Here is a 20,568-nt window from a genome sequence, read left to right as displayed (position 1 = left end):
GCGCCGGTCGCGCCCGTCGCGCCCGCGGTCAACCGCTCGTGCGGTCGCCGCGCGGTGTGCTCGTCTTGCCGACTCCGTGGCACCCCTTTCGGTCAGGGGAGACGGGGAAGCGGTTGCGCCCCCTGCGTAGGGAAGAGGACCTGACCTGCTCCGTCGCACCGGCGGAAGGCGTCTTGCCAGGGGCGTGGGAGTACGCTGGGCCCCACATCATGGACCAGAACGGACATGAACGCATCGTCGACGTCCCGTTCCGCCCGTCTCCGGGAGGGCCACCGGGCGTCGAGGTGTGGGACCTGGCCCGGCTCACCGGGCAGGCCGAACGCGACCGTGTGGGCCCGCACCGACCGCTGCGGTTGGGATTCCACCTCCTCATCGCCCTGCGGTCCGGCTCCCTGTGCTGCCGGGTCGACGGCACCGAGCACACGGTGCCGCCGGGTGCCTGGCTGTGGGTCCGGCCGGGTCAGGTGCTCCGCCTCGGGCACGGCCTGGACGGCGCCACGGGGACCGCTCTGCTGTTCCTGCAGGGCTTCGCCGACGCCGCCACCGTCTCGGCCGCCCACCTCGGTCCGCCCCACCCCGAGGGCCCGCTCGTCCCCGACGAGCGGCAGGGCGCGGCGCTCGACGCCACGCTCCGCCTCCTGGAGGACACCTACCTCCACGTCGGGGCCCTGCCGGTCGACACCCACATCGTCCTCACACGCCACCTGCTGGCCGCGCTCGTCCTGCGCCTCGGCCACCTCCACCACACCCGCCCGCCGCACGTCGGCGCCGGCGACAGCGGCACCTTTCAGCGTTTCCACCGCGCCGTCGAACGCGACTTCGCCGTCACCCGCCGCGTCGAGGACTACGCCGCCGCCCTCGGTTACAGCGTCCGCACCCTCACCCGTGCCTGCCAGGCCGCCACCAGCCGCACCGCCAAGCAGTACCTCGACGACCGCGCGGCCCTGGAGGCCAGGCGCCTTCTGATGCACACCAGCCTCACGCCCACGGAGATCGGGCACCGGCTCGGCTTCACCAGTCCCACGGTCTTCACCAAGTTCTTCCGCCGCTGCACGGGCGAAACCCCGGCGGCCTTCCGCGTCCGCGCCCGCATGGGCGAGCACCCCGCAGGACCGTGACCGGCCGGCGGGCGGCCCCCGGGGCGCCCGTTCCCCGGACGGCGGCGGGACCCGCGGCGGTGGGAGGACCACCGGCCTGTGGGACCGGCCGTGACCGCCCGCCGGTCGGACCTGCGCGCACAACGCGTCCACCGGGCCCCTTCCGGGACCCGGTGGATGGTGTGGGCTCCGCCCGCGGCCGGTTCGACCGGCGGGCGCGGTCGGCCCTGCTCGGCTGCCGCGGTCGTACCCGCCTGCGCGGCCGGACCGTCCTGCCCGGTGCCGCCGTGGCGGCTCAGGTGAAGTTGACGTCGCTGCAGATGAAGTACGTCTGGTCCAGGTGAGATGCCTGCCAGATCGTGTAGACGATGTGGTGGCCGGTGCGGCCCGGGGCGCTGACGTTGAAGGTGATGTCCGTGGCCGGCGCGTACCTGCCGGTCTTCGCCACCTGCTCCAGGTTGCCCCATCCCAGGGACTGGGTGGTGGGGTCGAAGCCCTGCTTGGTGACGTACACGAGGAAGTAGTCGGCGCCGTGGCTCGCCTGGTCGTGCAGGTGGAGGCTGAAGTTGCTGCCGACGTTCTTGGTGGTCCAGCGGCCGGGCTTGTCCAGCGAGTTGGCCAGGCCGCCCTGGGCGTGGCCGGCGCTGCAGAGCTGTCCGTTGGGGATGTTCTCCTGGAACTTGCCCGCCAGGTTCTCCCGGAACAGGCTCATCCAGTTCCACATGGTGTTGGGGTTGGCCTGGAAGGCCTGCCAGCACATGGGGTCCTGCTGCTGCATGGCCGGGTTCATGTGGTCGCTGCCCCAGCGCTCCCAGCAGCCGTAGCTGCGGGAGGCGGGGTCCACGATCGAGCCGTGGGCGCTGGCGGGGCTCATGAACAGGGTGAGCAGGCCGACGACCGCGGCCAGCACCGGTGTGATCACCCGCAGCGTGCGACGGCGGGGGGTGGCAGCTAAGAACATGGTGTGCGGCCTCCGTCTTCCGGAAAGGGAAATGGGGTCTGACACGTTCATGGGAGCGCTCCCATGATTACCAGGACTTTACCCGACGACACGTCACCGAAACAGTCCCCGGGATGGATTCGCGCGTCCGTTCGCCGTCCCGTTCCCCCGGCGGCCCCTTTGCCGCCCTCCGCCGCCCGTCCGACGCACGGACCGGTGCCGCCGCCGCGCACGGCGCTGCCGCCCGCACGGGAGGGTGCGGGCGGCAGCGGGCGGGGGGTGCGTGACGGTGGTGGCTACGGACCCGAGACCAGGTACGTCACCTGGTGCGAGGAGTTGGCCGCCGCACCGGTGTCGTTGATGACGTGGCTGATCGTGCCGGTGCCGCCCAGGGACACCGTCACCAGATCGTGGAACCGCACGCCCGAGGTGACGGGCACCTCGAAGGAGTGCGCCTCGACGACGCTGGGGTTGGTGCTGAAGAAGGCGTAGCTGCCGAGCCCCCACGCCTCGTGGCTGGTGACGCCCGCCCCCACCTTGTAGGCGGGGTAGCCCTGGGTGCTCCCGTTCATCCAGGCCGACTGGTTGGGCGGGTCGTAGGGCAGCTCGTTCTGGAAGAAGTACGTCCGGCCGCCGTTGCCGTTCCAGGTGACCTGGGTCTTCTGGTAGTGCTCGACGAACAGCCCGTAGGTGGTGACGTCGTCGCCGTTGACGATCAGCCCGTTGTCGGCGGTGTTGCTGGTCCAGCCGACGCCGCTGCCGTGGTCGGCCCGCCACAGCCACAGGTGGTCGGCGAGCACGTCGTCGCTGTTGATGACGACGCTCTGGGTGGCCTTTCCGACGCCGGCCCCGCCGACGCGCACGAAGAAGTCGCTCAGCGTCGTCGGGTCGGCGGAGTGGTCGGCGGAGGAGCCGTCCTGTCCGATCCGCACCAGCAGGTTGGAGTTGGTGGTGCCGGCGTCGACCAGCAGCCCGGCCAGCTTGATGCCGTCCACGTCGGCCGTCGAGATCGCCGTCACACCGTTGTCGGGCACCAGCGTCGCGAGGCCGAGGCCCAGCACCACGGTGTCGGGCCGGGTCACGTTCAGCGTCTGGGCCAGGTGGTAGACACCCGGGGTGAACAGCAGGTTCTTGCCCGCCGCAAGCTGCTCGTTGATGGTGGCGGCGCCGGTGCCCGGCTTGACGATGTAGAACTGGTCGATCGGCAGCGAGGTGCCCGCCGGGGTCCTGCCGTTCCAGGTGGTGCCGGAGCTGTTCGACTGGACCGCGGGCACGAAGACCTGGTAGTCCCCGGCGCCGTCGATGTAGAGGAACGGCTTCTCACGGGTCTTCGGGGCCGAGGTGACCGTGGTGTACGTCGGGTTCGGGAAGCTCTGCGCAGGTGCGCCCTTGGTGCCGACGAAGACCTGGTTCCAGTTGGAGCCGGTCCAGCTCCCGATCTCGGAGTTGCGGGTCAGCCACTGCTGCTGGCTGCCGGAGTTGATCTGCCCGTCGACCTTGGTGTCCGAGATGAAGCCGCCGCTCGACCAGCCGCCGTCGTCGAGCACGAGGTTGCCCTTGACGTGCATGCGGCGGTACGGGGCCGCCTGGGAGACCGCCCAGCGGTCCGTGCCGGAACTCGGCCGCACGGACAGGTTCTCCGCCTCGCGCCAGAAGTTCTGGGTGGCGTTGCCGTCGAACCAGTCGGCCTCCGCGTGCACGGAGCCGTTGATGGTCACGTCGTCGGGGCTCAGGCCGAGCCCGGCGACCTGGGTGAAGAAGCCGACGTTGGCGTCCACGTTGTAGGTGCCCGGTTTGAACAGCAGCGCGTAGCGCTGGCTGCCGAACTGGTTGGTCTCCTGCTGGCCGAAGACCGAGTTCAGCTTCGCCTGGATCGTCGACGACGACATCGAGGGGTCGAAGATCGCGACGTTCGGGCCCAGATCGGGGTCGTCACCGCTGGGCGGCGGGGTGGTGTCGCCGGCTCCCGCGAAGTTCCACTTCTGGTTGGCCGTGCCCGCGCAGTCCCAGAGCTGGAGCCGGGCGCCGTCGGCGTTGTTGTTGTCCTTGATGTCCAGGCACTTGCCCGAGTTGGTGTTCACCAGGTCGTGCGCGGCGGTGTACTGCCACTTCTGGCTGGCGACGCTGCCGTAGCAGGTCCACAGGTGCACCGCGGAGCCGTTGGCGGTGCCGCCGTTCACGACGTCGAGGCACTTGCCGAGGGCGGTGAGGCTCCCGTCGGAGTTCTGCGTCCAGCTCTGGTTGGGGCCGCCGTTGCACGACCACATCTGGGCGGGCGTGCCGTCGGCGGTGGAGCCGTCGGTCACGTCCAGGCACTTGCCGTTGCCCTGGTTGGAGATCTCGCCGGTCGCCGCGGCGGCGGTGCCGCTGCCGGCGGCGCTGAACAGCCCGGTGGCGAGGAGCACCGCAGAGGCGAGTGCGGCGCCCGGGACGAGACGTCTTCGGCTGCGTGCTGCCAAGGTCATAGGGGGCTCATTTCTGCTCGGAAGCGGTGGGGGGCCGCGGCCCTCGGTGCGTGGGGCGGGCAGCGGGTGTGACGGGGAGCCACGCGAGCGGAGCGGACCGCCTCCGCGGGCGGCCCACTCTGACGTGCACCCGGCCGGGCGGGGTTCGGCTGCGGCCGGGACTACCTGTTCGTCTTTTTCTAAGGCGTGAAGTTTCTAGGCCGTGAAGTTATGGCTTCACTTATCCGCCGTCAAGCCTTCACACCACGGCGTCTGATGGGGTGCGTGGTACGCCAAGGGCGGGTGATCCGAGGGCAGTTGGCGCGTCGCGCGGGCGGTGCCGGCCCGGTCGTACCCGGTGCCGCCCCCCGAACCCCCGCAGCCGCCGGAAGGCACGCGCGGTGTGAAACGCCCCGCGCACCCCTTGATTGGGAGCGCTCCCATTCCGGATCGTGTGGTGACCCGCTCACAGGAGGCTCTCATGGAGCACACAGGAAGGCGCTCCGGCGGCCGCGGCCGTCCGGTGCTCGCGCGCACTGTGTCGCGGTGGGCTCCGACAACGTTGTCCAGTACGAATAGCCCCTGCACGGCCGCAAGTTGAGGGGCCGTCGCCCCGGGGCGGCCTGCCCGCCCGACGCGGCGGACGCACGACACGACGTCCGGCTACAGCAAGGAGTTGCACCCATGCGGCACAGATCCCGGCACCGGCGTCCCGGTGCCGCGCTCGCCGCGGCGATGAGCGGCCTGCTCGTCGTCGCGCTGGCGCAGACGGCCTCGGCGGCGCCGAGCAGCGCCGGGGCCCGCCCGGCGGGCTCCTTCGCCTCGTCGTTCGAGGACGGCCAGCCCGCGCCCGACTGGCAGAGCACCGTGGACACCGACGCCTCGGGTCGGCCGCGCTCCTCGGGAGTCGACGGACAGTACAGCACCGGCATCCCGGGCAACATCATCGACCACGTCACCGATGTGCGGGCCAACGGCGAGAACACCGGCTCCGGGGAGGTCGCGGCCAACCTCGCCGACGGACTGGCCGGCACCAAGTGGCTGGCGTTCACCACCAGCGGCTGGGCCGAGTTCGACCTGGACAAGCCGTTCGCGCTCACCCGCTACGCGCTGACCTCCGCCAACGACCACGACGAGCGGGACCCGAGGGACTGGACGCTCAAGGGCTCCACCGACGGCAAGGACTGGCACAGCCTCGACACCCGCACCGGCGAGTCCTTCACCGAGCGGGCCCAGACCCGCACCTTCGACATCACCGCCGACGGCGCGCCCACCGCCTACGCCCACTACCGCATCGACTTCACCAGCAACAACGGCGGCACCGACGCGATCCAACTCGCCGACGTCCAGTTGTCCACCGGTGACACCGACCCGCCCGGGCCCAAGGACATGCAGACCCTGGTGGACCGGGGCCCGAGCGGCTCGCCGACCGCCAAGCCGGGCGCCGGGTTCACCGGCAGGCACGCCCTGCGCTACGCGGGCACCCACCACGCCGACGGCCGCGGCTACGCGTACAACAAGGTGTTCGACGTCGACGTGGCCGTCGGCCGCGACACCGAGCTGGGCTACCGGGTCTTCCCGTCGATGCCGGCGACCGACCTCGACTACCCGGCCACCTACGTCTCGGTGGACCTCGCCTTCACCGACGGCACGTACCTGAGCGACCTGGGCGCCGTGGACCAGAACGGGTTCGTGCTCAGCCCGGAGGGCCAGGGCGCCTCCAAGTCCCTGTACGCCAACCAGTGGAACGACCGCACCTCGCGCATCGGCCGGGTCGCCGCGGGCAGGACCGTCGACCGCATTCTCGTCGCCTACGACGCGCCCAAGGGACCCGCGGCCTTCCGCGGCTGGGTCGACGACATCACGCTCGCCGCCAAGGCGCCCGAGAAGCCGAGGGCGCACCTGTCGGACTACGCGCTCACCACCCGCGGCACCAACTCCAGCGGCGACTTCTCCCGGGGCAACAACCTGCCCGCGACCGCCGTCCCGCACGGCTTCAACTTCTGGACGCCCGTCACCAACGCGGCCTCCACCAGTTGGCTCTACGACTACGCACGCAACAACAACGACGACAACCTGCCCACCATCCAGGCGTTCGCGGCGAGCCACGAGCCCAGCCCCTGGATGGGCGACCGGCAGACGTTCCAGGTGATGCCGTCCACCGCGGCCGGCACCCCGGACACCGGCCGCACGGCACGGGCCCTGCCCTTCGCGCACACCAGGGAGACGGCCCGCCCGTACCTCTACGGTGTCACCTTCGAGAACGGGCTGAAGACGGAGATCACGCCCACCGACCACGCCGCGATGATGCGCTTCACCTATCCCGGTGACGACGCGTCGGTCATCTTCGACAACGTCTCCGAGCAGGGCGGTCTGACGCTCGACGAGACGAACGGCGTGGTCAGCGGCTACTCCGACGTCAAGAGCGGGCTGTCCACCGGTGCCACCCGCCTCTTCGTGTACGGCACCTTCGACGCGCCCGTCGTCGCCGGTGACTCCGAGGGCGTCACCGGCTACCTCCGCTTCGACGCGGGGAAGGACCGCACGGTGACCCTGCGCCTGGCCACCTCGCTGATCAGCGTCGACCAGGCGAAGGCCAACCTGGCGCGCGAGATCCCGGGGGACCGCTCCTTCGGGGCCGTCGAGCGGCAGGCGCAGCGGCAGTGGGACGCCATCATGGACCGGGTCCGTGTCGAGGGCGCGAGCCCCGACCAGTTGACCACGCTCTACTCCAGCCTCTACCGCCTCTACCTGTACCCGAACTCCGGCTTCGAGAACACCGGCACCACCGAGCGGCCCCGCTACCAGTACGCGAGCCCGTTCTCCGCCATGCCGGGGCCCGACACCCCCACGCACACCGGCGCGAAGATCGTCGACGGCAAGGTGTACGTGAACAACGGGTTCTGGGACACCTACCGCACCACGTGGCCCGCCTACTCCTTCCTCACCCCGAAGCAGGCCGGTGAGCTGGTGGACGGCTTCGTCCAGCAGTACAAGGACGGCGGCTGGATCTCGCGCTGGTCCTCGCCCGGCTACGCCGACCTGATGACCGGCACCTCCTCGGACGTGGCCTTCGCGGACGCCTACCTCAAGGGCGTCGACTTCGACGCGGAGGCGGCCTACCGGGCGGCGCTCAAGAACGCGACCGTGGTGCCGCCCTCCTCCGGGGTGGGCCGCAAGGGCATGAGGACCTCGCCGTTCCTCGGCTACACCAGCACCGACACCAACGAGGGCCTGTCCTGGGCCCTGGAGGGCTACGTCAACGACTACGGCATCGGCCGGATGGGCCAGGCCCTCTACGAGAAGACGAAGGAGCAGCACTACAAGGAGGAGTCCGAGTACTTCCTCAACCGCGCCCGCAACTACGTGAGGCTCTTCGACGACGAGGCGGGCTTCTTCCAGGGCAGGAACGCCAAGGGCGACTGGCGCGTCCCGTCCGACACGTACGACCCGCGCGTGTGGGGCTACGACTACACGGAGACCGACGGCTGGGGCTACGCCTTCACCGCGCCCCAGGACTCCCACGGCCTCGCCAACCTCTACGGCGGCCGCGACGGCCTCGCGAAGAAGCTCGACACCTACTTCGCCACGCCCGAGACGGCGTCCACCCGGTACGCGGGCTCCTACGGCGGCATCATCCACGAGATGACCGAGGCCCGCGACGTCCGTATGGGCCAGTACGGGCACAGCAACCAGGTCGCCCACCACGTCACGTACATGTACGACGCGGCGGGCGAGCCCTACAGGACGCAGGAGAAGGTCCGCGAGGTGCTCTCCCGGCTCTACACCGGCAGCAGCATCGGCCAGGGCTACCACGGCGACGAGGACAACGGCGAGCAGTCCGCGTGGTACGTGTTCTCCGCGCTCGGGTTCTACCCGCTGGTCATGGGCGGCGGCGAGTACGCCGTCGGCTCCCCGCTGTTCACCAAGGCCACCCTGCGGCTGGACAACGGGCACACCCTGGTGGTGAAGGCTCCGAAGAACAGCGCGAGGAACATCTACGTCCAGGGCCTGAAGGTCGACGGACACCGCTGGACGTCGACGGCGCTGCCCGCGTCCGTGCTGTCCGACGGCGGGGTGCTGGAATTCGACATGGGGCCCGAGCCGTCCTCCTGGGGCACCGGCGAGGACGCCGGGCCCACCTCCCTCACCCAGGGCGACGAGGTGGCGGTGCCCCGCTCGGACGCGCTGACCGCGGCGGGGCCGTTGACCGACGACACCTCGGACACCACCGCGCCGCTGACCTCCGGGGAACTGCCGCTGTCCGCATCGGCGAAGGCGATCCAGTACACGCTCACCTGCGGTGACCGCACCGCCGCGCCCGGCGGCTGGACCCTCCAGGGCTCCACCGACGGCCACACGTGGCGGGACCTGGACCACCGCACCGGCCAGACGTTCACCTGGGACAGGCAGACGCGGGTCTTCACGGTGGCCGCGCCGGGCGAGTACCGGCACTACCGGCTGGTGCCCGACGGTGACGGCGGCACGCTCGCCGAGGTGGAACTCCTCGCCTGAGCCCGCCCCGTGGGTGCCGGGGCGCCCCCACGCGTCCCGGCACGGCCCCGCTCACTTCTGGAAGTGGCCGGGGCCGACCACCTTCCACTGCGCGGCCGCGGGGTCCTTGATGGCGCCGTAAGGCGCCCTGAACGTCAGCACCTGCTTGGTCGAGCGCTTGATCGTCCACAGTTCGGGGGTCCTGGTGGAACGGTCCCAGGCGATGGCCTGGCCCTCGACGCCGGGGAGCGTGACGGTGGCCACCCACTGGAGGTCCGAGCCCTCGGACGGGAGGTTCATCACGTAGGCCTCGCCGAAGTCGTGTCCGGTGAGCCACAGCCGCCCGTCGGGGCCCCACGAGCCACCGGAGTTGCTCATCGGCCTGACCTTGTCGAGGATCGCCTGGGGCACGGTCCAGGACTGCACGACCTGGAAGTGGTCGTCCAGCTTGACGATCTGGGTGTTGTCGGTCCCGCCGTACGGCTCGGTCGAACCGTCGGGGACCTCGTCGTAGTTGGCGAAGGCCGCGTACCAGGCCCCGTCGTGCCGGTCCAGCCAGGTCAGGGAACCGCGGTAGATGCCGAAGCTGAACGTGTCGACGTGCTTCATCGTCCTGGTGTCGAACACCTCGATGGAGCTCTTCTCCGGCGTGGTGTCGTAGTTGGACGTCGCCGCGTAGAGCCGGTCGCCCACCACGGTCGCGCTGTCCATGTGGATGATCGGGCCGTCGTCGTCACCGACGAACTGGAGCAGCGGTTTGCCCGTGGCCTTGTCGTGCTGGGTGATGGTGCGGTTGTTGACGGCGTAGAAGTGGTCCTTGTCGACGGCGACGCCCTGGTTGGCGTCGAAGGTGTCGTAGGTCCTGTCCGGGGTCGCCGCCAGCACCGGGGGCTGGGGGGCGCCGGCCGCCGTGGCTGCGGACGCGGCGGTGGTGTGCTGCCCCCGCACCGAGGCGTCGGCGGAGCCGAGGGCCGTGACCACGGCGAGAGCCGCCGCCGCCATGGAAGCGGCGGCCCCGGCGGCCGTCTTGGTCTTCGTGCGCATCTGTACCCCTAATCGGATCTGGGAGCCGCAGAATCGGGCAGAGCGACCAACTGTTCCGTCAGCAGATGTGGTCGGCGCACTTCACGCCCCGATCGGTCCGAAAGGGACACTTACGAGGCTGATGTTCTTCTCGGGTAACACGAGGCGACCCTCCGGTGAACCGAGCCCGTAGGGTTGGCGTCGGCGCCGGCGCCGACCTGCACGCCCGGACCGTGTGCGCGCACTGCGGGGAACCGGTCGACGGCGGCGGGGTGAGGCTTCTCCGGCTCGGTGGAGTGCCCCGGTGGGGCGGGACGCGGCGCGGGGGAGAGGGGCGGCTCCGCCCGGGCCCACCGTCTGCCGGGGCGCGGCCGCCCCACCGCGCCGCACCCGTGCGGACCGCGCCGCACTCGTGCCCGCGTGCCCGCCTGACGGGCCCGCGGGCACGAGCCCTTCGGTGCCGGCGCCCCCGGGTGCCGGCACGGGACCGGTGCGGTCGCGCTTCGCCGGCTCAGCGCAGCGCCAGTGCGATCACCTGGGTGGCCTCCTCGGCGGAGAAGTTGTCGTCGCTGACGAGGACGAGGGTCCGCTCGCCCGTGGACAGGCGGGGCCCCCACGTCATGCCCTCGACGTTGTCCGTCCTGGGCAGGGGGAGGTCGTCGAGGTCGACGAGCAGCCGCTTGCGCATGGGGCGGACGGCGGTGGACGCCAGGGACTTGAGGTGCTGGACCCGGCCGGCGCCCCGGGTGGTGGCGTCGAAGATCCGGATCCGGTAGCCGGCGCCGGGGACGTAGGTGCGCTCCATGACCAGGTAGCGGCCCGGGTCGTGCGGATACGCGAGGAGGGCGGGCACCCCGGTGTCGGGGCTCCAGGGGCTGTCCGGGTCGGACTCCGCGAAGAGAGGTTCGAGGGGGTAGGCGTACTGGGCGAGGACCGCTCCGGAACGGCTGTGCTGGGTCACCCGGGTCAGCGAGCCGTGCTCGGTGGTGGACTCCGGGCCGTCTTGGAGCAGGGGCCCCTCCACCGCGCTGGTCAGCAGGGAGCCGCCCTGGCCGAACGTGATGGCCTCCAGCGCCAGATTGCGGCGGGGGCCCTCGTCGGCGGTGATCCGGTAGTCCCTCGGCAGGGGAAGGCTGCCCAGGTACGCACCCTGGCGCCCGGCGACCTGGATGGACGGCTGGATCACCGGGTCCGGCGCCCCCGGGGCCTTCGGTCGGTTGCCCTCCTGGCTCCACCAGTAGCCGCAGGTCCTCGGGTCGACACGGATGTCCTCGGGGTCGATCGCCCTGCCGTCGTTCAGGGTGGGCGGCGGGTAGGTGCTCCCGTCCGGCTGCCGCAGCGCGTGCGTACCGGTGAAACGGACGCCGTGCACACCGCCGCCGTCGACGTCGATGCGGGCGGTGTAGAAGCGTGCGGGTTGCTGGTACGAGCGGTCGTCGCTGATCAGCGCGTACTCGCCCGTGCAGGGATCGCGGTCGATACCGGACAGGCCGCCCACGGTCGTGCCCCGGTAGGAGAGCGCGTGGGGCACGATCGACTCGCCCAGGAGGCGGACCGGGCCGGGCGCGGCGCTCGCGGGTGCACCCGTGGACGTGGCGGCCAGGGTCGCGGACAGCGCCGCCACCAGGGCGATGGCGGTGCGTAAGGGAGAGAGATGCATGAGGGGAACTCTTCCGAACCCGCACCGCTCGCGCAGTCGCCCGATCGTGTATTCAGACCGGGGCGGCGGCGCGTGGCACGCGTGGCGGCCTCGGCGCACGGGTGAGGGGCCGCCTGCCGCGGTCGGGCTCACCAGCCGCCAGAGCCGTAGCCGCCGCCGTTGTTCCCGCTGCCGCTGCCGCTGCCGCCGGTGGCGGATGGGGCCGCCTTGGTGATCCGGCTGCCGTCGGGGCCGACGAGCCACCACTTCGCGCCGAAGCCGTCGTTGCCCTGCCCGTTCGTGTCCCCGGCCGCCCGGTCGCCGCTGAAGTAGTACAGCGGGTGGCCGTCGTAGGTGATCTGCTTGCTGCCGTCGGCCCTCGTGGTGGTGGACAGCCTGCCCGCCGCCACGCCGGGGCCGGCCTTCGGCGTGCCCGTGGTGGTCACCGGCGGCCATCCGGCGGCACAGCCGCCGCTGCACGTCGACCTGCCGTCCTTGTCCGCCGCCCAGAGGTACACGGTCCTGCCCGAACCGCCGGTGAGGTACGTCCCCGCACCGCCGCTCCTGGTGCCGATGGTGGCGGCAGAGGCGGAGCCGCCGGAGGACGGTCCTGCGGCCGGAGCGCTCGCGTGGCCGGAGGCAGGGCTCGCGGAGGAACCGCCACCGCCGCCCGACCCGCCGCACGCGACCGCGAACGCGGCCACGGCGGCCAGTGACAGACCGAGTCCGGTCGTGGCGGGAAAATGCCTCTTGTTCCGGAGTTTCATGAAAGATCCTTTGATGTTCGGCATACACCGTGCTCGGTTAAGTGCACCAGTTGTCCCTCGGTACGTGACGGCGCAGCGGTCGTCTCAGGCGCCATCGGGTGACGTGGGTCATAGCGCGGACGTGCCCCGGCGAGACGGGCCGACGGGGCCCGGTCCGCGCGGGCGGCACCGGCGCATAGGATCTCGACGGACCCCGGGGAGCGGTTCCCGGGTCCCGCGGATGAGCGTCACCGCACGTCGGACGGGGCAGGCGCGTGCGAAATCCGTCAGCGGTGGAAGAACGCCGGTCGCACTCGCGAAGAAGCGTCCGCCGGCAACAGGTTGCAACGTAAGGAAACCGAAATGAGCGTGCTGGACGGTATTCTCGCCGGTGTACGCGAGGACCTGGAGCAACGCAGGAGCGCTGTCCCCCTCGGCGAACTGCGTGCCCGGGCAGCCGGCATGCCGCCCGCCCTCGACCCGTTGCCGGCGTTCCGCGCACCGGGTGTCTCGATCATCGCCGAGGTGAAGCGCAAGAGCCCGAGCAAGGGGGCCCTCGCCGACATCCCGGACCCGGCCTCGCTGGCCGAGCAGTACGCCGCCGGCGGCGCCTCGGCGATCAGCGTGCTGACCGAGCGGCGCCGCTTCGGGGGCTCCCTCGCGGATCTGGACGCCGTACGGGCGCGCGTCGACGTCCCGGTGCTGCGCAAGGACTTCATCGTCGACCCGTACCAGTTGTGGGAGGCCCGCGCCCACGGCGCCGATCTGGCGCTCCTGATGGTGGTGTCCCTGGAGGACGGCCGACTGGCCGAGCTGATCGGGCTCTGCACGGAACTGGGGATGACACCGCTCGTCGAGGCGCACACCGCCGGCGAGGTGGCACGGGCGGCCGGCACGGGAGCGCGGTTGATCGGCATCAACGCCAGGGACCTGACGACGCTGGAGGTGGACCGCTCCGTCTTCGCCGAGCTGGCTCCGCTCGTCCCCGAGGGGGCCGTACGCGTGGCGGAGTCCGGCGTGGAGCGTCCCGAGGACGTCGCGGACTACAGGAGCCGGGGAGCGGACGTCGTGCTTGTCGGAGAGGCACTGGTGCGCTCGGGCGACCCGCGGACCTCGGTCAGGGACTTCCTCAGCACGGCGAACGCGCGGCCTCGCCCGTAAGGGCAGCCCCGGCCCGGCGGTCGGCCACGCGCCCGGCGCCGTCCCGCACATGGCCCGCGACCCGCCGGGTACCCGGCAGGTCATGACCGCTCAGCAAGAGGCGACGGGCATACCGTCCAACAGCCGGCCGGGCGCCGGAGTAGCCCTGGGGCGGGCGCTGTTGAGGTGGGCGAACACCACCGACCACAAGGTGATCGGCGGCCTCTACATGGCGACCGCGTTCGGGTTCTTCCTGTTCGCCGGTGTGCTGGCGCTGCTGATGCGCGCCGAACTCGCCAGACCCGGACTCCAGTGGGTGACCAGGGACCAGTACGACCAACTGTTCACCGTGCACGGCACCGTGATGATGCTGCTGTTCGCCACGCCGATGTTCGCCGGGTTCGCCAACGCCGTGATGCCGTTGCAGATCGGCGCCCCCGACGTCGCCTTCCCCCGTCTGAACGCCCTGTCCTACTGGATGTACCTGTTCGGCGGGCTGATGGTGGTCTCCGGCTTCCTCACCCCGGCGGGCGCCGCGTCGTTCGGCTGGTTCGCCTACGCACCGCTCAACAGCGCCGTGCACTCACCCGGGGCCGGCGGCGACCTGTGGGTCATGGGACTGGTCGTCACCGGGGTGAGCACCACCCTCGGCGCGGTCAACTTCATCACCACAATCCTGTGCCTGCGGGCGCCCGGGATGACCATGTTCCGGATGCCGATCTTCACCTGGAACGTCCTGTTCACGGCCATCCTCGCGCTGCTCGCCTTCCCGGTGCTGACGGCGGCGCTGCTCGCGCTGGAGGCGGACCGCAAGTTCGGCGCGCACGTCTTCGAGGCGCCGAACGGCGGGGCGATCCTGTGGCAGCACCTCTTCTGGTTCTTCGGGCACCCCGAGGTCTACATCGTCGCGCTGCCCTTCTTCGGCATCGTCACCGAGATCATCCCCGTCTTCAGCAGGAGGCCCGTCTTCGGCTACGTGGGCATGGTCGGCGCGACCATCGCCATCACGATGCTGTCGACGGTGGTGTGGGCGCACCACATGTTCGCCACCGGCGCCGTGCTGCTGCCGTTCTTCTCCCTGATGTCGTTCCTGATCGCGGTGCCGACCGGAGTGAAGTTCTTCAACTGGATCGGCACCATGTGGCACGGCTCGCTCTCCTTCGAGACGCCGATGCTGTGGGCGGTGGGCTTCATGGTGACGTTCCTGCTCGGCGGCATGAGCGGGGTGCTCATCGCCTCCCCGCCGCTGGACCTGCACCTCACCGACTCGTACTTCATCGTCGCGCACCTGCACTACGTGCTGTTCGGCACGGTGGTGTTCGCGATGTTCGGCGGCTTCTACTTCTGGTGGCCCAAGTTCACCGGGCGGATGCTCGACGAACGGCTCGGCAGGATCCACTTCTGGACGCTCTTCCTCGGCTTCCAGACCACCTTCCTCGTGCAGCACTGGCTCGGCGAGGAGGGCATGCCCCGCCGCTACGCCGACTACCTGCCCGCCGACGGCTTCACCCTGCTCAACACCGTCTCCTCCCTCGGCGCCGCGCTGCTCGGACTCTCCACGCTGCCGTTCCTCTACAACGTCTGGCGGACCGCACGGTACGGGGAGCGGGTCGGGGACGAGGACCCGTGGGGCTTCGGACGCTCCCTGGAGTGGGCGACGTCCTGCCCGCCGCCCCGGCACAACTTCACCGCCCTGCCACCCGTCCGTTCCGATTCCCCGGCCTTCGACCTGCACCACCCGGAGTTCCCCCGGCCGGGCAGCGCCGCGCCCCCGCGGCGCGACCGCACGGCCGGGACGGGAGCGGAACCGACCGGCGGGGGCGCGGCGGGCGCGGAGCCGACCGGCAAGGAGGCGCAGTCGTGAGGACCGAGGCCCTGCTCTTCGCCGGCGTCGCCGCCTTCTTCGCCGTCGCGGGTGCCGTCTACGGCTGGCTCTCCGCCGATCCGACGGGCACCTGCGCCCTGGGCCTCGCCTTCCTGATGGCGGCGCTGGTCGCCTTCTTCCTCGGCGCGCAGTACCGGCGCCGTGGCCCGCGGCCGCAGGACCGGCCTGACGCCGAGGTCGCGGACGCCACCGGCCCCGTGGAGTTCTTCCCCCCGTACAGCCCCTGGCCGCTCACCACCGCCGCCGGCTTCACCCTGCTCTGCCTGGGCGTGGTCTACGGACTGTGGCTGTTCCTGCTGGGCCTGGGGCTGGTCAGCCACGGGGTGTTCGGGATGGCGTTCCAGTACGCGGACCGATCGGGGTCCCGCTAGCCGCACCGCTCCCGCGGTCCTCGACGTAGCCGCCGTTCACCGACTGCCGTACCTCGCCGCTCTCCTCGCCCCCGGTCAGCCGCTCGTGCTCCCTCTCCCGCAGGGCGTGGCACAGCCCCCGGGTGAGCAGGAACGCCACCGGCGGCAGCACCACGAGGGCGACCCTGAACACCCAGGTCAGTGTGTTCAGGGAGACACGGAAGGTCTGGGCGATGACGTCGTTGCCGCCCGCCGCGAGCAGCACCGCGTAGAAGGCCAGGCCGGCCACGCCGAGACCGGTGCGAACCGGCCGGTCACGGGGCCGGTCGCACAGATGGTGCTCGCCCGTGTCCCCGGTGAGCCACCGCTCGGCGAACGGGTAGGCGTACAGCACCGCGAACATGCTGAGCGGCAGTACCACGGCGGGCAGCAGCACGTTCCACATCAGGGTGTGCCCCGCGACCGTCGTCTCCCAGGGTGGCACGAGGCGCAGCGAGCCCTCCAGGAACCCCACGTACCAGTCGGGCTGCGAACCGGTCGACACCTGGTCGGGGCGGTAGGGCCCGTACACCCACACCGGGTTGACCTGGGCCAGCCCCGCGAGCAGCGTCAGCACCCCGAAGGCGGCCAGGAAGAGTCCGCCGGAGGACGCCATGAACTGCGGGAACAGTGGTTTGCCGACCACGTTCCGCTCCGTCCTGCCGGGCCCGGCCCACTGGGTGTGCTTCAGGTAGAAGACCAGGACCAGATGGGCCGTCACCAGGGCCAGCAGCAGCCCCGGCAGCAGCAGGACGTGCATCGAGTACAGGCGCGGCACGACGTCCTGGCCGGGGAACTCGGCCCCGAACACCCCCATGCTGAGGTACGTCCCCACCACCGGCACCGACAGCATGATGCCCTGCGCGATCCGCAGGCCGGTGCCCGAGAGCAGGTCGTCCGGCAGCGAGTAGCCGGCGAACCCCTCGGCCAGGGCCAGCGCGAACAGCGTCACGCCCAGCACCCAGTTGATCTCCCGCGGCCTGCGGAAGGCGCCCGTGAAGAACACCCGCAGCAGGTGCAGCCCGATCGCGGCCAGGAACACCAGCGCCGCCCAGTGGTGCACCTGCCGGATCAGCAGGCCACCGCGCACGTCGAAGCTGATGTGCAGCGTCGACCGGAACGCCTCCGACATCCGCACGCCGTCCAGCGGCCGGTACGACCCGCCGTAGACCACCTCGGTCATGGAGGGGTGGAAGAACAGCGTCAGCCACACCCCCGTGAGCATCAGCACCGCGAGGCTGTACAGCGCCAGTTCGCCCAGCAGGAACGACCAGTGCTCGGGGAACGCCTTGCGCAGCAGACCGCCGCCCTCGGCAGCCGGCAGCCTCCGCTCCAGTGCCACCGCGAGCCGGGCCGCCACCCCGGGCTCCGGGGGCCCGCCGCTCGGCGGGCGGCTCCGACCGCGGTCCGTCTCGGGAGTCCCGCCGGTGTCCACCGCCCGACGGTCCGCCGCGCCGCCGCTCGCCGAGCCGTCCGTACCCGCCGACTTCCAGGCCCGGGCCGCAGCCCGGGCCCGCTTCATAGGAGAGAACACTGCTCGCGGGTGCCCCGAGCGCCCACCCGGAAACCGAGGGTCACCGGGCGGCGACGGCCGCTCGGCGGGTCCCGTTGCCCGGTGCGGCAGGGGCAGGTGAGCGTGCCGATGCCGCGGATGCACCGTTTGTGCGGACTCGCGGGGGGTAGACGGCGCCCCAAGACGCCCGGGCCCGCCGGTGGCAGCGACGGGACACCCGTGTGGGCGTAGAGCCGAAGCCAGGAGGACACGCGTCATGAAGGGGAGCAGTACCACGTCCGGCGCGAGGGTGCCGGGTCCGCAGGTGACCGCGGAGCCGGTGCCGCCGTACCCGAAGCAGCGCCAGCCGCACCCGGGCCTTGAGTCGCTGATGGAGCCCAGGCCGCGCTACCGGGCCGAGAGGTACCGGCCGGCAAGCTCGTGGGCAAGGTCGCGCTGATCACGGGCGGCGATTCCGGTATCGGGCGGGCGGTGGCGTTGATGTACGCCCGGGAGGGCGCCGACGTGGCCGTCGTCTACCTGCCGCAGGAGCAGAGCGACGCCGACGAGACGCGGCGCGAGGTCGAAGCGGTGGGGCGCAGGTGCCTGCTGCTGCCCGGCGACCTGTGCGACCCCGGTTTCTGCTCGGCGGTCGTCGAACGGACCGTCGAGGAGTTCGGCGGTCTGAACATCCTCGTCAGCAACGCCGCGTACCTCAACAGCAAACGGGAACTGGACCAGCTCACGTACGAGGACTGGGACCGCACCTTCAAGACGAACGTGTACGCCTACTTCCACCTGGTCATGGCCTCGCTGCCGCACCTGGGCGAGGGCGACGCGATCATCGCGACGGCGACGGAGGAGGCCCTCAAGGGCAACGACATCATGATCGACTACGCGGCGTCCAAGGCGGCGCTCGTGGTCTTCACCAAGTCGATCGTGCCGCACCTGGCGAAGAAGGGGATACGGGCGAACGTGGTCGCGCCGGGGCCGACGTGGACGGTGCTCAACATCGCCGACCAGCGCATGCCCGAGGACATGATCGCCCAGCTCGGTGCCGAGGCGCCCACGGGCCGGGTGGCACAGCCCGAGGAGATCGCGCCCGCCTATGTGTACCTGGCGTCGGACGCCGACTCCAGCTTCACCACCGGCGAGATCATCGCCGTGACAGGCGGCCTGACCGACACGCGCTGATCGGCCGTGGGGCCCGGCGGGTCCGGCGCCCGGCACGGCGGCCCGCCCCGGCCGCCGCCGAGCCGGAACGGCAGCCGCTGACGTACCTGCCGGCCCCGGGGGGCCGCCGTCCTCCGGTCCGCGGCCCCGTTCCGCGGCCCCGTTCCGAACCCTGTTCCGAACCCTGTTCCGAACCCTGTTCCGAGGCCCTGTTCCGAGGCTCTGTTCCGTATCCGAATCCGAATTCGTGTCCGCATCCGTGTCCGTATCCGGATCCGTCTCCTCCCGCGAATCGCCCATGAGCGCCCCGGAAACTGCGGACCGCCCTCGCGGCGGAAACAATCACCGGTGCGCGGCAGGGCATTCGGGCAAGGACCCCGCTGACGGCGGTAATCCGCTGGACGCTCCGGAAAGCGGCGGGACCCGTCGGCGCATTCCGCACTCCCTGCGAATGTACGGGTGATGGCCCGGCGGCGCATCCGGACGGTGCGGCGGCGGTGGTGTGCCGGCGTGTTTCCCGGCGCCGGGCCCAGCCCACCGTGTTTCTCGGCGTCCGGCCGGGTCGACGGACCCGGATGCGCACATCGCGGGGCCGCACTGCCGAATCCGCCGTTCGGCACGCACGGCGCCGACCGGCGCGCAGGCGCCACCGTGTCCTGTCCGGTCCCTTCTCGGAAGAAGGCGGCAGCCGCTGCGGTGGCCTCGCGGGAAATGCGGACAGGCGGGCCGCCAGGTGCGCTGATATCGTTCAGTTGACAGATCTACGTGCCCGATTTCTCTCCGGGTCGCAAAGACCCCGTGGAACGGGGAAGCGGCCGCAGCCGGAAAAAAAGCTCAGGCCGCCTGCGGACGAATTCCTCGTCATCGAAGGAAGACGTCCGCAGGCCCGCACCGCCGCATGGGGTCGCCCGCTGCGGAAAGGACAGCGGTACCCCTTCGGACGCCGGGACAGGCCCCCTTCCGCCCCCCTGCGGGCCGGCGGAAACCCCTCCCGGCCCCCGATGTGCCGCCGGTCAGTGTCCCCACCACTTCAGCCTCCCTGCACCACACAGCGCTCAGCGCGCGGAAAGGGTCGCATGAGCACTTCGACGACGTTTCCACGGTGGCGGCGTGCCGCGGTGACCGGAGGCGCGGGCTTCCTCGGTTCGCACCTGTGCGAGCGCCTGCTGGCCGCCGGGATCGAGGTGGACTGCGCCGACAACCTCGCGTCCGGCAGCCTCGACAACGTGCGCCACCTGCTGCGGCACCCCGGCTTCCGCTTCGTGGAGTGCGACGTGGCGGAGCCGGACTGCGCGGAGGCCCTCGGCGGCCCGTACGACCTGGTACTGCACTTCGCCTGCCCGGCCTCGCCCGCCGACTACCTGCGGATGCCGCTCGAAACGATGGACGTGGGCAGCCTCGGCACCCGCACCATGCTCGACGTCGCCCACCGCGACCGGGCGCGCTTCCTGCTCGCCTCCACCTCGGAGGTGTACGGCGACCCCCTGGTGCACCCCCAGCGGGAGGACTACTGGGGCAACGTCAACCCGGTGGGTCCGCGCAGCGTGTACGACGAGTCGAAGCGGTTCGCCGAGGCACTGGTCACCGCGCATGCCGGGGCCCGGGGCACGGACGCCGGAATCGTACGGATCTTCAACACCTACGGTCCGCGGATGCGGGCCCACGACGGCCGCGCGGTGCCCACCTTCATCTGCCAGGCGCTGGCGGGCGAACCCCTCACCGTGACGGGGGACGGCGGCCAGACCCGCTCGCTGTGCTACGTGGACGACACCGTCGAAGGGGTCCTGCTCGTGGCGGCCACGAGGTCGGTGCGGCCCGTGAACATCGGCGGCAGCGACGAGGTCACGGTCGAGGACCTGGCCCGCCGGGTGATCGCGGTGACCGGTTCCCGCTCCGGCCTGCAGTTCGTCGACCGCCCGGTCGACGACCCCCGGCGGCGCAGACCCGACACCGCACTCGCCAGGGAACTCCTCGGCTGGGAGCCCAAGGTGCGGTGGGAAGAGGGCATCAAGCGCACGATCGCGTACTTCGCGACCGAGTCCGCCGACGCCGCCGGGACACCCGAGGCGCCCAGCCAGGCCGCCGAGCCGATAGCCCAGTCCTGAC

The 20,568-nt window shown here is 71.4% G+C and carries 13 protein-coding genes; 7 read left to right on the top strand and 6 right to left on the bottom strand.

Features of this window, described 5'->3' with window-relative positions; genetic code table 11:
* Positions 1 to 209 precede the first annotated feature (209 nt).
* Complete coding sequence (locus IE313_RS31385) at positions 210 to 1,118, top strand: helix-turn-helix transcriptional regulator (protein ID WP_189938238.1); 909 nt, start codon at positions 210 to 212, stop codon at positions 1,116 to 1,118.
* Positions 1,119 to 1,392: 274 nt separating this feature from the next.
* Here the strand turns inward: IE313_RS31385 and IE313_RS31380 are convergent, their stop codons facing one another.
* Both IE313_RS31380 and IE313_RS31375 read right to left on the bottom strand, forming a co-directional pair.
* Positions 1,393 to 2,058, bottom strand: a complete 666-nt coding sequence (locus IE313_RS31380) for a lytic polysaccharide monooxygenase auxiliary activity family 9 protein (RefSeq protein ID WP_189938236.1) — start codon at positions 2,056 to 2,058, stop codon at positions 1,393 to 1,395.
* A 275-nt stretch (positions 2,059 to 2,333) separates the two neighbouring features.
* On the bottom strand, positions 2,334 to 4,502 hold the full coding sequence (locus tag IE313_RS31375) for a pectate lyase-like domain-containing protein (protein ID WP_189938234.1): 2,169 nt from the start codon (positions 4,500 to 4,502) through the stop codon (positions 2,334 to 2,336).
* 663 nt (positions 4,503 to 5,165) lie between these two features.
* Here IE313_RS31375 and IE313_RS31370 point away from each other — a divergent pair.
* Positions 5,166 to 8,996 (top strand): GH92 family glycosyl hydrolase, encoded by a 3,831-nt coding sequence (locus IE313_RS31370; protein ID WP_189938231.1) that lies wholly within the window; start codon positions 5,166 to 5,168, stop codon positions 8,994 to 8,996.
* A 51-nt stretch (positions 8,997 to 9,047) separates the two neighbouring features.
* On the opposite strand, the gene IE313_RS31365 is transcribed toward IE313_RS31370, so the two are convergent.
* The 3 genes from IE313_RS31365 to IE313_RS31355 form a co-directional block, all read right to left on the bottom strand.
* Entirely contained in the window at positions 9,048 to 10,019 is a 972-nt protein-coding gene (locus IE313_RS31365) for a hypothetical protein (protein WP_189938229.1), read from the bottom strand.
* Positions 10,020 to 10,509: 490 nt separating this feature from the next.
* Positions 10,510 to 11,658, bottom strand: coding sequence for an esterase-like activity of phytase family protein (locus IE313_RS31360; protein WP_189938227.1), 1,149 nt, complete (start codon positions 11,656 to 11,658; stop codon positions 10,510 to 10,512).
* A gap of 128 nt (positions 11,659 to 11,786) precedes the next feature.
* A complete protein-coding gene (locus IE313_RS31355) occupies positions 11,787 to 12,404 on the bottom strand; it encodes a COG4315 family predicted lipoprotein (protein WP_189938225.1) in 618 nt (205 codons plus the stop codon).
* Positions 12,405 to 12,746: 342 nt separating this feature from the next.
* Here IE313_RS31355 and trpC point away from each other — a divergent pair, with 342 nt between their 5' ends.
* The 3 genes from trpC (at position 12,747) to ctaF (ending at position 15,779) form a co-directional block, all read left to right on the top strand.
* Entirely contained in the window at positions 12,747 to 13,544 is a 798-nt protein-coding gene (gene trpC / locus IE313_RS31350; RefSeq protein WP_189938223.1) for an indole-3-glycerol phosphate synthase TrpC, read from the top strand.
* An 82-nt stretch (positions 13,545 to 13,626) separates the two neighbouring features.
* Positions 13,627 to 15,387: an aa3-type cytochrome oxidase subunit I gene (gene ctaD / locus IE313_RS31345; RefSeq protein WP_189938221.1), complete on the top strand. Its 1,761-nt coding sequence runs from the start codon at positions 13,627 to 13,629 to the stop codon at positions 15,385 to 15,387.
* Entirely contained in the window at positions 15,384 to 15,779 is a 396-nt protein-coding gene (gene ctaF / locus IE313_RS31340) for an aa3-type cytochrome oxidase subunit IV (RefSeq protein ID WP_189938219.1), read from the top strand. The genes ctaD and ctaF overlap by 4 nt, the downstream gene beginning before the upstream one ends.
* Here the strand turns inward: ctaF and qcrB are convergent.
* Positions 15,721 to 17,157, bottom strand: coding sequence for a cytochrome bc1 complex cytochrome b subunit (qcrB, locus tag IE313_RS31335; protein ID WP_229925114.1), 1,437 nt, complete (start codon positions 17,155 to 17,157; stop codon positions 15,721 to 15,723). The genes ctaF and qcrB overlap by 59 nt on opposite strands.
* 573 nt (positions 17,158 to 17,730) lie before the next feature.
* Between qcrB and IE313_RS31330 the strand changes: the two genes are divergently transcribed.
* Positions 17,731 to 18,483, top strand: a complete 753-nt coding sequence (locus IE313_RS31330; protein WP_308439236.1) for an SDR family oxidoreductase — start codon at positions 17,731 to 17,733, stop codon at positions 18,481 to 18,483.
* Positions 18,484 to 19,538: 1,055 nt separating this feature from the next.
* The gene (locus IE313_RS31325; protein WP_189938216.1) at positions 19,539 to 20,567 is read left to right on the top strand and encodes an NAD-dependent epimerase/dehydratase family protein; all 1,029 of its coding nucleotides are present in this window, start codon (positions 19,539 to 19,541) and stop codon (positions 20,565 to 20,567) included.
* Position 20,568: the final 1 nt, after the last annotated feature.

This window comes from Streptomyces sulfonofaciens (assembly GCF_014656295.1).
GTDB lineage: Bacteria > Actinomycetota > Actinomycetes > Streptomycetales > Streptomycetaceae > Streptomyces > Streptomyces sulfonofaciens.
This window is presented reverse-complemented; position numbering and strand designations above follow the sequence as displayed.

Coding starts and splice junctions, on each gene's coding strand:
- IE313_RS31385 (WP_189938238.1), top strand. CDS start 210: ATGGACCAGAACGGACATGAACGCATCGTCGACGTCCCGTTCCGCCCG.
- IE313_RS31380 (WP_189938236.1), bottom strand. CDS start 2,058: ATGTTCTTAGCTGCCACCCCCCGCCGTCGCACGCTGCGGGTGATCACA.
- IE313_RS31375 (WP_189938234.1), bottom strand. CDS start 4,502: ATGACCTTGGCAGCACGCAGCCGAAGACGTCTCGTCCCGGGCGCCGCA.
- IE313_RS31370 (WP_189938231.1), top strand. CDS start 5,166: ATGCGGCACAGATCCCGGCACCGGCGTCCCGGTGCCGCGCTCGCCGCG.
- IE313_RS31365 (WP_189938229.1), bottom strand. CDS start 10,019: ATGCGCACGAAGACCAAGACGGCCGCCGGGGCCGCCGCTTCCATGGCG.
- IE313_RS31360 (WP_189938227.1), bottom strand. CDS start 11,658: ATGCATCTCTCTCCCTTACGCACCGCCATCGCCCTGGTGGCGGCGCTG.
- IE313_RS31355 (WP_189938225.1), bottom strand. CDS start 12,404: ATGAAACTCCGGAACAAGAGGCATTTTCCCGCCACGACCGGACTCGGT.
- trpC (WP_189938223.1), top strand. CDS start 12,747: ATGAGCGTGCTGGACGGTATTCTCGCCGGTGTACGCGAGGACCTGGAG.
- ctaD (WP_189938221.1), top strand. CDS start 13,627: ATGACCGCTCAGCAAGAGGCGACGGGCATACCGTCCAACAGCCGGCCG.
- IE313_RS31325 (WP_189938216.1), top strand. CDS start 19,539: ATGAGCACTTCGACGACGTTTCCACGGTGGCGGCGTGCCGCGGTGACC.